This window comes from Anoxybacillus amylolyticus (assembly GCF_001634285.1).
GTDB classification, from domain to species: domain Bacteria; phylum Bacillota; class Bacilli; order Bacillales; family Anoxybacillaceae; genus Anoxybacteroides; species Anoxybacteroides amylolyticum.
In genome coordinates, this window is record NZ_CP015438.1 from 743,417 (window position 1) to 757,388 (window position 13,972).

Genomic DNA, 13,972 nt, shown 5'->3' on the forward strand with positions numbered 1-13,972 from the left:
GAAAGTACGATGGAATTTGCTAGAGGCGCAGGCGATGCGGCGTTGGCGGATGTAACGTTTAATTTTGTGCAACAACGATCTTACAATAGTAAACATCCTGTTGCATACGAAGCAGGTCAGATGGTAGGACATGCGGTATGGACGATAGGAGGCATAAAAGTAACCGAGATATCCTCTGCAATCGGAGTAGGTGGAGCAGCAGTTAGTTTGAGCGGAGGTGGAGCATTTGCTGGGGTTCCTGCAATGGCTGCTGGTGCTGCAGGAATGACTGTTGGAGGAGTGATGATGAAAACAGGGATCACAAACTTCTCTAAAAGTGCAAGTGATTTGTCCCAGCAACTAAGTCGGAGCGAAGGGGTTTCGGGGAAAGCAGTTAAGGGGACGGGGAATAGTTTACCTTCTTATGGGCAGAAATCAGTGCCTATGGATCCCTACCGAGAAGTATATGGATTCCCAGTGAAAGTAAAGCCAGGTGCTCAAGAGAAACATATTCCTAACACTCCAAATTACAAACAAGAAATAGCAAATGGAAAAAACAAGAGTATCTTCTATGGTGATAATAGAACTGCACAAGAATTGCTTGATAAGTTCGCTGGAAAAGGTGAGCTATTATCAAATGGTAAAAGAGAAAGAGTAGATTTTGGTAAGCCAATTGGGAAATACTATGATATAAAAACTGGTAACTATATAGAGACTACTAGAGGGATAATTCATTATGGAAAAGATGGAGCACATATAGTGCCTTCAGAACCATTAAAAAAGTAAAAAGAGGAGGATATACATGGGGTATGATCCTTTAATAGAAGCATTAAAAGAGCATAAAGATAGTGAACTGATAATAGAGTGGGTTGATGGATTAAAGATTATTGGTGAACCGGACACACTTTTTGAGACAGACAATGGATTAGATGAGGATGATATTAATTATATGGAGTATTATGCAATCGCATTTCGAGTAAATGATATCTTATCTCATCCTATTACTCAAGAAAACAGTATATATAATTGGTTGAAACAAAAAAAAAGTTCGTTGATTGAAATTTCTCTTTACGACGATCCACCGAGTGCAGTTTATTTAGCTGACGGACAAATTGTGTGGAGAAGGGATCACCATAAATAAAGAGGTTGCTTTAAACGTAAACTTCAAATAGCCCTCACCTTTTTGAAGGCCGGGGCTTGGGGTATTATTTAGTTAGCTGTTGAAAAGCAATACATGAAACAGGAAGTGTGGTTGACCAAGGAAGCATTTGATCTAATGCGTTCTTGTCTGACAAATCCATATTGGGAATCTTCTCATAGGATACGTGCCTTTCACCGATCCGAAGAGACTTAGACCTAATACAACAGGAAGCATTAATCAATAAAAAATGGCCTTCTGACATTCAAAGACAATTGGAGCAAAAAGAAATTCTTGAAGGTATTCTAAGGAGTAGATAAAAATGGATGAACAATTAAGGGGTTTTTTGGAAGATTTGATTACACTTTAAGGTTGTAGCCCCTCCGAAGATTATAGGTATCCGTCCTCGCACCTAGATACACGCCTGAAGTATACCAAAATGCCTCTAACCCCTTTTGTATCAAGGGATCGAGGCATTTTATTTACCTAGTCGCTGTCGAACTTGGATAAAACGTATTTGTGTTTTGGGTAAGCGTTTTTCTTTTTTACTCGTTTCGTTCTGCTTTCGCTTGTCGGATAAAGAACAGTTCATACATAACCGGAATGATGATCAGTGTGAGCAATGTAGACGAAGTAAGCCCACCAATGACTGTAATAGCTAGTCCTTTGGAAATTAATGTTCCTGATGTTTTCGTTAATGCAAGCGGAATGAGGGCAACCACTGTCGCAAACGCCGTCATTAAAATTGGACGCAAGCGCGTTTTTCCTGCCTCAATGAGTGCATCGCGAATCGTCATTCCTTTTTGTTCGCGATTTTGTCCGATGCGGTCCACAAGGACAATCGCGTTTGTTGTGACAATGCCGATTAACATTAACAACCCGATCATCACACTCACCGACATCGGTTCGTTAGCGGCATACAACCCGAGAAGCGAACCACTCGGAACGAAAATGAGCGAGGATAAAATAACAAATGGAATTCGTGCCTTTCCAAATGTGATCAGCATGGTAACATATACTAGACCGATGGCAACTACCATCGCCAAACCAAGTTGTTGGAACGTCTCAACCGTATCATCGCTTCCTCCGCCACCTTCCAATGAAACTCCTTTTGGCAAATCAACGTCGTTTTCCAATTTCTCAATGACATCTTCGGTCACTTTTTGGATATTATCCCCGACAATCTGCCCCGATACACGAGCGAATACTTTTCCATCGAGCTTTTGAATCGATGTATACGTTTCGACTTCCTTAACTGTTGCTAGCTTTGACACAGGAACAAGACCGCGTTTTGTGAAAATGAGCGTATTTTTTAACCCTTCAACAGCATCAACGCGTTTGTCGTATGCCAATTGAACTGTCCGTTCAACGCCATCAAGCGCCAGCGTTCCGACGTCAACTGGTTTCGTTTCATCCGCAATCGTTCCGAGAATTTGGAAGCTGGATACTCCATAAGCCGCTGCTTTTTCTGGATCAATATCGACAATGATTTGTTTTTGTTTATCCGCGAAATTGTTTGTTACATATTTTAAGTCTTTACGCTTCTTCAAGTATTCCTCTACTTGCTTCGCTGCCTTTTGTAAGGAAGCTAAATCGTTCGAATGTAAATCTATATTAATATTATTGTTAGAAGGTGGCCCTACCTGCAGTTCTTGCACGCCAAGCTTTGTGCCCGGCGCCTCTTTGCCAACAATCGTTTGCATATTTTTTTCGAGCTTTTTTATAAAGGAAGCGACATTTACACCTTCTTTTAAGCTAATGAAATAGTTTGCCTGATTTTCCCGCTTCAATCCGGTGCGAAAATCGCGGCTGCCAACTCCTGTAGTCACTTCTTTAATTTCCTTTTGATTGTCAAACATCTTTTCGATTTTTAACGAAACATCGTTTGTTTTTTCAAGCGATGTCGAAGATGGGAGCTCGATGCTGGCGACTAGCGTCTTTTGTTCCTCATTTGGCAAAAACACGAACCCTAATTTGGGCACAAGCACAAAAGAACTTACAAGCAACATAACCGATATTAATAAAATAACCGCTTTATGGTTTAATGCCCAAGCAATGACTCGTCCATAAACACGCTGCAATGCTCCTTCTTTTTCTTCAGGCGGAACTTTTTTGAAGGAGAATTTGGCTAAAATCGGCACAATGGTGACCGCAACAAGCAATGACATAAGTAATGAGAAAACAATTGTCAACGCAAATGGCAAGAAAAATTCACCGGTAATTCCGCCAACAAAGCCAAGTGGCAAAAAGACGACAACGGTTGTAATCGTTGATGAGGTAATCGCCTTTAAAATTTCTTTTGTCGAATCTTGAACAAGTTCATCTGTCATGCCGTGTTTCGACTTGCGAACCCGCCGGAAAATGTTTTCGATGACGACAATACTGTCATCAACGACGCGGCCAACCGCTACCGCCATTCCACCAAGTGTCATGACATTTAACGAAATATCGAGTTGATGTAGGAAAATCGACGCTACTAACAAGGATAATGGGATGGAAACAATAGCAATCACAGTCGCACGCACGTTGCGTAAAAACACAAGCACGGCAATGGAAGCAAATAGAGCCCCTAGCAGTCCTTCGCGGATAAGCGATTCGACAGATTTTTTGATGGCTTCTCCAGTATCAAAGCCGATCGCATAATCAAATTCGTCTTTGTGGGTATCTAATACTTTAATAACTTTGTCGGCCACTTCTACCGTATTGGCATCTTGTTTTTTCGTGATCGCCATGGAAAGGCAATCCTTTAAATTGTAGCGTGTTATTTCTGGCTGCTCTGTCCTCGTTTCTATTTGGGCAATGTCTTTTAATTTTACCACTTGCGATGTTGGGGTGAGCGAAGACATTAACGGCATGTTCCTTAACGCTTCAACCGTTTCCAGTTTTTCTTGCACGCGCACAGGGATTTGCAATGTATCGGTATTTACGCTTCCAGCAGGGAGTGAAAGGAACTTTTCGTTAATCTGATCTTTAATTTGCGATAAACTTAACCCTGCCTGCAGCGCTTTTTGCTTATCAATCGTGATTTGCACCACATCATCTTTCATTCCCCCAACGGAGATAGAGTTAACGCCGTTTATTTTATTTATTTCAGGAATCACATCTTGTTCTAATAACTTTTGCAAATCTACATCTTTTTTCGCAAATAAAGAGATGTTCAAAATGGGGGATGAACCAGTCGAAAAACGATTAATTTTTGTTTGAACATGATCAGGAAGTTTTGCATCTTTTATTAATACATCCACTTGCCGTTCTACTTCATCCATATCCGCATGAAACGGGAACTCAAGATTAATGATCGCAATGCTTTCAAACGAAGAGCTCTGCATTTTTTTCATCCCCTCAAGGGACTTAAACTTTTCCTCCAACTTCGAAGTGACCTGTTCATTTATGTCTTGAGGAGATGCTCCCGGGTAAACCACTTCAATCGATAGCTGTGGAAACTCAATATTCGGCAGCAATTCCATTTTCAAAGAGGAGAATGAATACAATCCTCCCAAAACAAGAAGAACAGAAATGATAAATACGGCTACCGCATTTTTTAAACTAAACCTGATCAAAAAATTCATCCTTTACCATCCTTTCTATTGGATTTGTGGTGTAATGTGATCAATGTAACAACAGCTACAAAAGCAGCCAAATATATCGGCATATATTTCATCCATTTCAGCCAAGGATCGGGGCCAAGGAGGAGCCGAGCTACCACCGCAATGATTTCGGATAGAATCAATCCTCCAAGAAACCCAGCAAACACAGCCGTGAAGAGAGCCAAAAGCAGTTTCTTCATTTCTCTTTCCCTCCTTGTTCCATAGACAAATGTCTTGTTCCTGACTGTCGCGCCACGTTCCAAGACGCTAAAAATAACCCCAAAGCAATCACCGGATGAAGTGCACCAACGATTTTCAAGTTAGCAGTGAAGTACTGTGCAAAAATGAGCCCCACTAATCCGACGCTCTGCCAACACAACGTCTTTGGAAGCCGGCCAGTAAACGCAAAGATAAGCATGAGTATCGGCAATATCTCAAATAAATGCACAAAAACGATATGTGTCGTCCAATACATTGAATTAGAAAAGATGGCTATCCCTGCAAGGAACGTCTGGATCACAATGCAGGCAACAAGCCCCCATGCTAGACCGGTGAAAATAAATCGCGAAACTTGAACACTTGTATTTACACGCTTTTCCTTATCCATTATCATCTCCTCCGTTCATATGGGCTTTGATCCGCTACGGTCTCATCCTACCAAGACAATGTTGCAAACTTATGACGAACCTTTACGCGTTTGATGAATTTTTCCTAAATCGATGAAGATGGGGCTATAATGGAGAAAGAATGAGATGAAAGGAAGGAAGAAGAGGATGTCACATACATTGCTGTTGGTGGATGATGAAGAAAAAGTGCTCGAATTTATGGAGCCATTTCTGCGACAAGAAGGATTTGAAATCGTCACTGCTAAAACAGGAAAAGAAGCACTACAAAAAGCTAAAGAAGTAAAGCCATCTCTTGTAGTGCTTGACTGGATGCTTCCGGAAATGAGTGGGATCGACGTATGCCGTGAACTGCGCAAGACGAGCCATGTTGGCATCATCATGGTCACAGCGAAAACAGAGGAAACTGACAAAATTATTGGCTTAGAGGTAGGAGCGGATGATTATATTACCAAACCTTTTTCCTTGAGAGAACTGGCAGCCCGCATTCGCTCGGTATTGCGGCGAATGGAGGGGCAAGAAAATCAGGAGGAAATGATGAAACGAGGAAACTTGGCTATTTCCGAAGCGCAATGCCGCGTATGGAAACAAGGGAAAGAAATCGCCTTAACGCCGACCGAATTTAAGCTGTTGCTTACCCTAGCCGCAAAACCAGGTGTCGTCTATAGCCGTCTGCAGCTGCTGCAAAGCATTTTTGAAGATGACCTCTTCAACGATGAACGGACCGTTGATGCTCATATCAGCCGCCTCCGCAAAAAAATTGAAGATGACCCGTACCGTCCTGTCTATATACAAACGGTTTATGGATTCGGTTATCGGTTCGGTGAACAGATATGAGCATTAGGCGTAAGCTGTTTCTTTCGATGGCCGCCCTTATTATCGGCATGGGAATCATGTTTTCCCTCATCATCAAGGTGGTCGTCGTCGATATACTGGACGTGGTACTAAAGGTGGATCGAAGCCAAGAAATGAAAGAGCTGTCGAACATATTTGCCTATTATTATGAAACACATCATCATTCTTGGAACGGCATCGAACATATCCACCTCGACACGGCTATCATAAAAAGACACGAACAGGTGGGGGTGGTTCTTTTGTCCCTAGAAGGTGAGCAACTATATGCGACGGGAGACATTCCTGCGTCATGGATGATTGGACTAGGCATCTCGACTAAGGTACAAGCAGATGGGAAAACAGTAGCTTTTTTGCATTATTATGACCGTGAAATCGGAACTATGGTCAAAGTACGGCGGGGAATCACGAGCTCTGTCACCACGTTATCCTTGCTTAGCGCCGCTATTTTGGTGTTGCTTTCTCTCTTTGTCGCCTTCTGGTTGTCGAAACGGCTCACGGTGCCGCTTGAGATGCTCATTACCGCGATTGACCGTCTCGGAAAAGGTGAATTCGGCGTTCAGGCGCCGGTGATTACCAAGGACGAATACGGTAAAGTGGCCCAAACGTTCAACGAGATGTCAAAACAGTTGCAACAAGCAGAGGAAGTTCGCCGACGTTTGGTGGCCGATGTTGCTCATGAACTGCGAACACCCCTAACGATCCTACGCGGAAAACTCGATTGGTTTCAGCAACAGCGCCGCCCCATTGATCCCGAGAGGCTGCTACCGCTGCAAGATGAGTTGATTAGACTGACCCGTCTCGTAGAAGATCTGCATCAACTGTCGCTAGCCGAGGCCGGTAAACTTCCGCTCGAACGGAAACCAACGAATATGGAAAGCCTTTTGCAACAGCTCATCGAGCGGGTGACTCCCAGTGCGGAAGAAAAAAACATTTGTATTCATCTGACTTGTTCGACCAACCACGCAACGATTTGCGTCGATCCGCACCGAATTACCCAAGTGTTCCTGAACTTGCTGGTTAATGCGATCCGCTATACTCCTGAGAACGGAACGGTAAACGTGGTAATCGACGAAGAACCCACCCTGTTGCAAATTTCCGTTTCAGATACAGGTATCGGCATCGCGCCCGAGCATTTGCCTTTTTTGTTTGAGCGATTTTACCGCACAGATGAAGCCAGAACGCGAAATCGAGGTGGAACCGGATTGGGGCTGACCATCGCCAAAGAATTCGTATTGGCTCATGGGGGAACAATCGATGTCGATAGCACCCCTGGTCAAGGGACCACCTTTCGAATCAAGCTTCCTCGCTGACAATAGAAGAGTTTAGGGTAGAATGGAAAATACGAATCAATAATTAAAAGGAAAACTTACTATGAATTGTACACAAAATCGCAAAAATGGATAAATCATTGATCAAACATGACTGAGTCAAAGGGGCGGGGAGATGTCTTTTTGGAATTCATTAAGCAAACTAGGGCATTTGGTCGAGAAAAAGGTAGAGCAGACGGTCAAGCATGTCGCCAATGAAGTCAAAAAAGTAGAGAAGACCATTCAACAAGCTGTTCAGCAAGTAGAAAAGAAAGTCGAGCCAGTGGGGAAACAAGTCGTAAAGGATACGGTGCACATTAGCTAAAAGGCAAAGGAAGCTTTTCAACAAGCGGAAAAGAAAGCGGAACAAGTGGTAAAGCACGTCGCACATGATGTGAAACAAGTGGAGAAAGCGATTCAAAACGTTGAAAAGAAAGTGGAACATGCCGCGAAACAAGCAGTGAGAGATACGGTACATATTAGCGAGAAGGCACAAAAAGCATTTCACGAGGCGGAAAAGAAGACGGAGAAAGCTATCAAGCACGTCGTTCACGATGGGAAAAAAGCGGTGTCCGAAACGGTTCACACGATTGGACAGAAAATAAAGCAAGAAATCAAAGAAACGGGGAAAGCGATCGAACGCAGTGCGCATCAACTATATACATCCAAATTGACATTTTAACCTCTGGTTCACGCAGCACACCCGATGCGGCGCAACACTTCATCTGGGTGCTGCAACACATATTGTTCAAAACGAGTAATTTTGCCGATGTGGTGAAGGTGTTGAAAACGTTATGTTGAAGAATGCGGCAACAGTGACCGCAACGGAAGGTCTGAATTTCTGTAACCAACTGTTTGCGGTGGAACGTAAATGAAAAAAATTAGATCCTAAAGATCGGTAGGAAGAACGTCTAAAGCAAAGCAAACCCATCATAGACGCTTTTTTGTCATGGCTTCAAAAGCAAAAACAGCACGTGTTGCCAAAGAGCGCATTAGGAAAAGCCATTGCGTATTGTCTGAACCAATGGGATAAATTAGTGGCCTTTTTAGAGGATGGGCGACTGGAGATCGATCATAATCGTAGCGAACGCTCCATCAAATCGGTGGTCATCGGAAGGAAAAATTGGCTTTTCGCCAATACACCACAAGGTGCACGGGCAAGTGCCATCATCTACAGCATAGTGGAGACAGCGAAAGCGAATCAATTACATCCATATTACTACCTTCGCTATCTTTTTGAGAAGCTTCCCAATATGGATTTGTCAGACAAGAACGCATTGGATCAACTGCTTCCTTGGTCAACCACACTCCCTGTTTCATGTATCGCTTTTCAGCAGCTAACTAAATAAGACCCCAAGCCCCGGCCTTCAAAAAGGTGGGGGCTATTTGACGTTTACCTTGAATATATCTTACTTGCGCTTATCGTCGCAACTGTGATAAAAATTTGGTATGAAATGTTTCAGTAAGCTGGCTCAGTGGAGCTGGCTTTCTTTTATGCGAAGCAATTGCAACGCGCTCGTTCATTTGGTATGATGTTAAATGATGGAAAAATAAATGAAATAGGATGATGGGGATGAAACGTGCCAGAATTATTTATAACCCAACGTCAGGACGAGAACTGTTTAAGAAGCATTTGCCGGACGTGCTCATTCAGCTTGAGCAGGCAGGATATGAAACCTCTTGCCATGCGACAACGGGAGCGGGGGATGCCACAAAAGCTGCTAGGGCGGCAGTTGAACGCCAATTTGACCTTGTTATTGCTGCTGGGGGGGATGGGACGATTCATGAAGTCGTCAACGGCATTGCTAGCCAAGAATACCGACCGAAGCTGGGCATCATTCCGGTTGGCACGACGAACGATTTTGCGCGGGCGATCGCGGTGCCGCGCACGATCGAAGGAGCATGTGAAGTCATTACGACGGGGGAAGCGGTGCCGATTGATATCGGCTGTGTGATGAACGAAGGGAAGACGCGCTATTTTATTAACATTGCCGGTGGTGGTCGTCTCACCGAGTTGACGTATGAAGTGCCAAGCAAGCTAAAAACGATGCTTGGGCAGCTTGCTTACTATTTAAAAGGGATTGAAATGTTACCGTCGATTAAAGCGACCGAAGCGCGAATTGAGTATGACGGGAAAGTGTATGAAGGTGAAATTATGTTGTTTTTAGTGTCGCTCACCAATTCCGTCGGTGGGTTTGAAAAATTGGCGCCCGATTCGTCGTTAAATGACGGGATGTTTGATTTAATTATTTTAAAGAAGACGAATTTGGCGGAATTTATCCGCATCGTGACGCTCGCTTCGAGAGGGGAGCATATTAACGACCCGAATCTAATATACACAAAAGCCAACCGTATTAAAGTAACCGCCCCGAACAATATGCAGCTCAATTTGGACGGCGAATACGGGGGCTTGTTGCCGGGTGAGTTCGTCAATTTATATCGACATTTAGAAGTGTTTGTTCCAAAGGAAAAGGCTGAGCAGATGAGGGCAGGATTTTAAGTGAAAATCCTGCTCTCTTTTTGTGTTCACACCAATCGTGTGATACAATCAATGCAGCATTTTCACGAAAAGGAAGTAGAAACAATGGCAAAAGTAGAAGCTCCAGTTGCAAAAAACGAATACTATGATGTCATTTTTGAAGATTTGACGCACGATGGCGCCGGCGTGGCAAAAATTGACGGTTTTCCGATTTTCGTGGCGAACGGGCTACCGGGGGAAAAAGCAAAAATTAAAGTCATTAAAGTGAAAAAAGGCTATGGCTATGGGCGTTTAATTGAGCTATATGAACCGAGCCCGGATCGCGTCGACGCTCCGTGTCCGATTTACAAGCAATGCGGAGGCTGCCAACTGCAACATTTAAGCTATGAAGGGCAGCTAAAGGCGAAGTATAAACATGTAAAAGAAGTGCTTGCGCGCATCGGAAAGATTGAAGATGTCGCTGTTCATCCTGTCCTCGGCATGAGTGATCCGTGGCGGTACCGCAATAAAGCGCAAGTTCCTGTTGGTGAGCGTGAAGGGGGACTCGTTGCCGGTTTTTACAAAGAGCGCAGCCATGACATTATCGATATGGACGCGTGTTTGATCCAACAGGAAATGAACGATATCGTCGTTCAAACGGTGAAGCAGATTTGCGAGCAATATAACATCCCAGCCTACAACGAACAAACGCATAAAGGTGTCCTTCGCCACATTATGGCTCGCTATGGGGCAACGACGAAAGAGGTAATGGTCGTTTTGATTACACGCACGGAAGAGTTGCCGCATAAAAAGAAAATTATTGAGGCGATTATTGATCGCATCCCAAATGTAAAATCGATTGTGCAAAATATTAACCCGAAGCGAACAAATGTCATTATGGGGGAAGATACGCGCGTTCTTTGGGGTTCGGAACACATTTACGATTATATCGGTGACATTCGTTTTGCTATTTCTGCTCGTTCGTTTTATCAAGTGAACCCTGAACAAACGAAAGTGTTGTATGAAAAAGCGCTTGAATATGCCGAATTGACAGGAGAGGAAACGGTCATTGACGCCTATTGCGGCATCGGGACGATTTCGCTCTTTTTAGCGAAAAAAGCAAAGAAAGTGTATGGAGTCGAAGTTGTTCCGGAGGCGATTGAGGATGCAAAGCGAAATGCAGCGCTAAACGGCATTACAAACGTCGAATTTGCCGTTGGCGAAGCGGAAGCGGTCATTCCGAGATGGTATGAACAAGGGGTGAAAGCCGATTGCATCGTCGTCGACCCGCCGCGCAAAGGCTGTGACGAAACGCTATTACAGACGATGATCGCCATGAAACCGAAGCGCATCGTCTATGTTTCATGCAACCCATCCACCCTCGCCCGCGATTTGCGTATCCTCGAAGACGATGGATACAAAACACTTGAAGTCCAGCCGGTCGACATGTTCCCACACACCGTGCATGTGGAGTGCGTAGTATTGATGTCAAGGGTGGAGAAATGAGTAGGGCTGAAAACGCCCATAAACAAAAGGTTTCCAGACATTGTTCTTTTCTTTTGGCTGTTCTGCCTGAGGAGACAGTGTCAGGAAGCCCTTATTTTTATTGTTTGCGGGAACATATCAACTGGCCTAAAAGCGATAGGGTTGAGTTGACAGATTAGATAACGCCTATTTTTATAGGGGTTGAGGAGACAGGATAGATGTATAATTTAGTCTTCTCGCATAGCATCAGTATAGAAAATTCTATCAAGCTCCTCGTTTGATGTTATACCACGAACCTTATTCCTGACTGTCGTTTTTCCCATATCCAAGCGATAGAAATGTTCGCGACCATCTACACCTTTTTTTAGACGTAAGCGTCAAATTCTCCCCACCTAGTTTTGCCCCTATATCCGTGCCCATTAGCTTTGCATAAAAAAAAATTTTCGCTTTGTCAAGTAGCTGAAGACAAAAAAGGATAATTGAAGATCTCCTCCAACGCTTAGAAATGCTGGAAAAGCAAAATGCAGAATGACAGGCGGAACTAAAAAAGCAACAGGAGTTGGAAGCCAAATTAAAATGGTATGAAGAACAACTTCGCCTTCTGCAACATAAACGCTTTGGCGTTTCGAGCGAAAAAACCCTTCCTGGTCAATTGGAACTATTCAACGAAGTAGAAAACGAATCCAACCTTGAGTTGCCGGAACCTACGTTGGAGTCCATTCGTTATCAGCGCCGTCGGAAAACACGCGGTCAACGCGAAGCGATGCTGGAAAACCTTCCTGTCGAAACGGTCGAATACCGTTTATCCGATGAAGAGCAGGTCTGTTCGTGTTGCGGTGGAACGTAAATTAAAAAAATTAGATCTTAACGATCGGTAGGAAGAACGTCTAAAGCAAAGCAAACCCATCATAGACGCTTTTTTGTCATGGCTTCAAAAGCAAAAACAGCACGTGTTGCCAAAGAGCGCATTAGGAAAAGCCATTGCGTATTGTCTGAACCAATGGGATAAATTAGTGGCCTTTTTAGAGGATGGGCGACTGGAGATCGATAATAATCGCAGCGAACGCTCGATCAAATCGGTGGGCCTCGGAAGGAAAAATTGGCTTTTCGCTAATACACCACAAGGTGCACGGGCAAGTGCCATCATCTACAGCATAGTGGAGACAGCGAAAGCGAATCATTTACATCCATATTACTACCTTCGCTATCTTTTTGAGAAGCTTCCCAATATGGATTTGTCAGACAAGAACGCATTGGATCAAATGCTTCCTTGGTCAACCACACTCCCTGTTTCATGTATTGCTTTTCAGCAGCTAACTATATACATGCAACTGGGGAGTTTAACTTATTTTTTCGACTGTCGGAGGCAAGCCAAAGGCTTGCCTGCGTCACGCATTCGCGTGACAGAGAACCGAACAACGAGCCGCCTCCCAGACAAATTCATTTGTCTGGGAGCGGTGTTGTTCGGTCGCCCGACAGTCGAAAAATGTTAACACTTCAATGTGCATTTATATAAATAATACCCCAAGCCCCGGCCTTCAAAAAGGTGGGGGCTATTTGACGTTTACGATTATCCCGGGGGAAGTTTCGAACCTGAGTATAAATGCACTAAATGTAAATCTGTACTTGAGAGAGTTAATTGTGACTTTACAGAGGACTGTGATGCGGATGAAAAACATGAGCTCTTAGCATCCTTCCCATGCCCTAAATGTGGGAAAAAGACTCTTTATGTAGATACGGTAACTATAGTCATGTGGGATTAGTATGAGGAGCTTGTTAAAAGCTTATTGAAAAGATAAACGTCTTCGATGACACTGTAAGTAAAATTTCAGTCCAACGTTGAGCTATACATTCGAGATAAAAATATATGGTGACCGCCAGTAGAGGAGAATTATTTTCTAGCTGGCGGTATTTTTTTGCCGTTGACAATATTATAGATGATTGATAGAATGTAACGAGTATTACAAGTAATGAGTATTACATTAGGCGGGTGGATATTTTGTACGATAAAGAATGGTTGATATTGAATTTCACTTTACCAAAAGAACAATCGAGCGTAAGGGTAAGTGTGTGGAGAAAATTAAAAAAATGCGGATCTGTTAGCATTGGGCAATCGATGTGGGCTCTTCCTGTTTCAGAAGAGCATTTAGAAACCTTCAATGAAATATCAAAAGAAATAATCGAAAATGGTGGCAGCGCTTATATTGCAAATGCTGATTTCCTTAATGCAGGGAGTGACGAAGATATCGTTAATCTGTTCAACAAAGTACGAGATGAAGAGTATCAGGAGTTTTTGGATAAATGCGATGATTACTTTCGTGAAATTGAGAAGGAAACGGAAAGAAAAAACTTTACATTTGTTGAGCTTGAAGAAAACGAAGATGAATACAGTAAGCTTGTGGAGTGGTTAAAGAAGATAACATTAAGAGACTTTTTTGTTGCCCCATTAAAAGAACAAGCAGAGGAAGTTCTGCAAAGATGCAAGCAATTGCTAGATGAGTTTAGTGACAAGGTTTATAAAGCAAATGAAGAAGAATAAT

Annotated in this window: 12 protein-coding genes and 3 pseudogenes; 12 read left to right on the forward strand and 3 right to left on the reverse strand. The window is 43.3% G+C overall.

The genetic code is table 11. The features are described 5' to 3' along the window. Nucleotides 1-375: 375 nt before the first annotated feature. Both GFC30_RS17760 and GFC30_RS03785 read left to right on the forward strand, forming a co-directional pair. A pseudogene (locus GFC30_RS17760) lies at nt 376-765 on the forward strand (polymorphic toxin type 50 domain-containing protein); the annotation flags it as partial. A gap of 16 nt (nt 766-781) precedes the next feature. After that, complete coding sequence (locus GFC30_RS03785) at nt 782-1,120, forward strand: hypothetical protein (protein ID WP_066322973.1); 339 nt, start codon at nt 782-784, stop codon at nt 1,118-1,120. A 542-nt stretch (nt 1,121-1,662) separates the two neighbouring features. Here GFC30_RS03785 and GFC30_RS03790 read toward each other — a convergent pair. From GFC30_RS03790 to GFC30_RS03800, 3 genes are read right to left on the reverse strand one after another with little or no spacing between them, the layout of a single operon-like run. Further along, entirely contained in the window at nt 1,663-4,686 is a 3,024-nt protein-coding gene (locus tag GFC30_RS03790) for an efflux RND transporter permease subunit (RefSeq protein WP_066322974.1), read from the reverse strand. Then, entirely contained in the window at nt 4,683-4,904 is a 222-nt protein-coding gene (locus GFC30_RS03795) for a DUF5957 family protein (RefSeq protein ID WP_066322975.1), read from the reverse strand. The genes GFC30_RS03790 and GFC30_RS03795 overlap by 4 nt, the downstream gene beginning before the upstream one ends. Continuing rightward, entirely contained in the window at nt 4,901-5,311 is a 411-nt protein-coding gene (locus GFC30_RS03800; RefSeq protein WP_066322976.1) for a DUF6220 domain-containing protein, read from the reverse strand. The genes GFC30_RS03795 and GFC30_RS03800 overlap by 4 nt, the downstream gene beginning before the upstream one ends. A gap of 166 nt (nt 5,312-5,477) precedes the next feature. Between GFC30_RS03800 and GFC30_RS03805 the strand changes: the two genes are divergently transcribed. The 10 genes and pseudogenes from GFC30_RS03805 (at nt 5,478) to GFC30_RS03850 (ending at nt 13,971) form a co-directional block, all read left to right on the forward strand. Then, on the forward strand, nt 5,478-6,164 hold the full coding sequence (locus GFC30_RS03805; RefSeq protein WP_066322977.1) for a response regulator: 687 nt from the start codon (nt 5,478-5,480) through the stop codon (nt 6,162-6,164). After that, entirely contained in the window at nt 6,161-7,492 is a 1,332-nt protein-coding gene (locus GFC30_RS03810; protein WP_066322978.1) for a sensor histidine kinase, read from the forward strand. Before GFC30_RS03805 ends, GFC30_RS03810 begins: the two co-directional genes overlap by 4 nt. A gap of 133 nt (nt 7,493-7,625) precedes the next feature. Then, nucleotides 7,626-7,814 (forward strand): hypothetical protein, encoded by a 189-nt coding sequence (locus tag GFC30_RS17325; RefSeq protein ID WP_066322979.1) that lies wholly within the window; start codon nt 7,626-7,628, stop codon nt 7,812-7,814. Nucleotides 7,815-7,859: 45 nt separating this feature from the next. After that, nucleotides 7,860-8,171, forward strand: a complete 312-nt coding sequence (locus tag GFC30_RS17330) for a hypothetical protein (RefSeq protein WP_066322980.1) — start codon at nt 7,860-7,862, stop codon at nt 8,169-8,171. 145 nt (nt 8,172-8,316) lie between these two features. Next, nucleotides 8,317-8,838, forward strand: a pseudogene (locus GFC30_RS03825) (IS66 family transposase); the annotation flags it as partial. A gap of 224 nt (nt 8,839-9,062) precedes the next feature. Then, entirely contained in the window at nt 9,063-9,989 is a 927-nt protein-coding gene (locus GFC30_RS03830) for a diacylglycerol kinase (RefSeq protein WP_066327104.1), read from the forward strand. An 84-nt stretch (nt 9,990-10,073) separates the two neighbouring features. Further along, nucleotides 10,074-11,453 (forward strand): 23S rRNA (uracil(1939)-C(5))-methyltransferase RlmD, encoded by a 1,380-nt coding sequence (gene rlmD, locus GFC30_RS03835; RefSeq protein ID WP_066322981.1) that lies wholly within the window; start codon nt 10,074-10,076, stop codon nt 11,451-11,453. Between the two features lie 538 nt (nt 11,454-11,991). Further along, nucleotides 11,992-12,279: an IS66 family transposase gene (locus tag GFC30_RS17765; protein ID WP_066322982.1), complete on the forward strand. Its 288-nt coding sequence runs from the start codon at nt 11,992-11,994 to the stop codon at nt 12,277-12,279. Next, nucleotides 12,266-12,730 (forward strand): annotated as a pseudogene (locus GFC30_RS17770) (IS66 family transposase); the annotation flags it as partial. The gene GFC30_RS17765 and the pseudogene GFC30_RS17770, both read left to right, overlap by 14 nt. A gap of 701 nt (nt 12,731-13,431) precedes the next feature. Then, a complete protein-coding gene (locus GFC30_RS03850) occupies nt 13,432-13,971 on the forward strand; it encodes a Chromate resistance protein ChrB (RefSeq protein ID WP_066327107.1) in 540 nt (179 codons plus the stop codon). Nucleotide 13,972 lies beyond the last annotated feature (1 nt).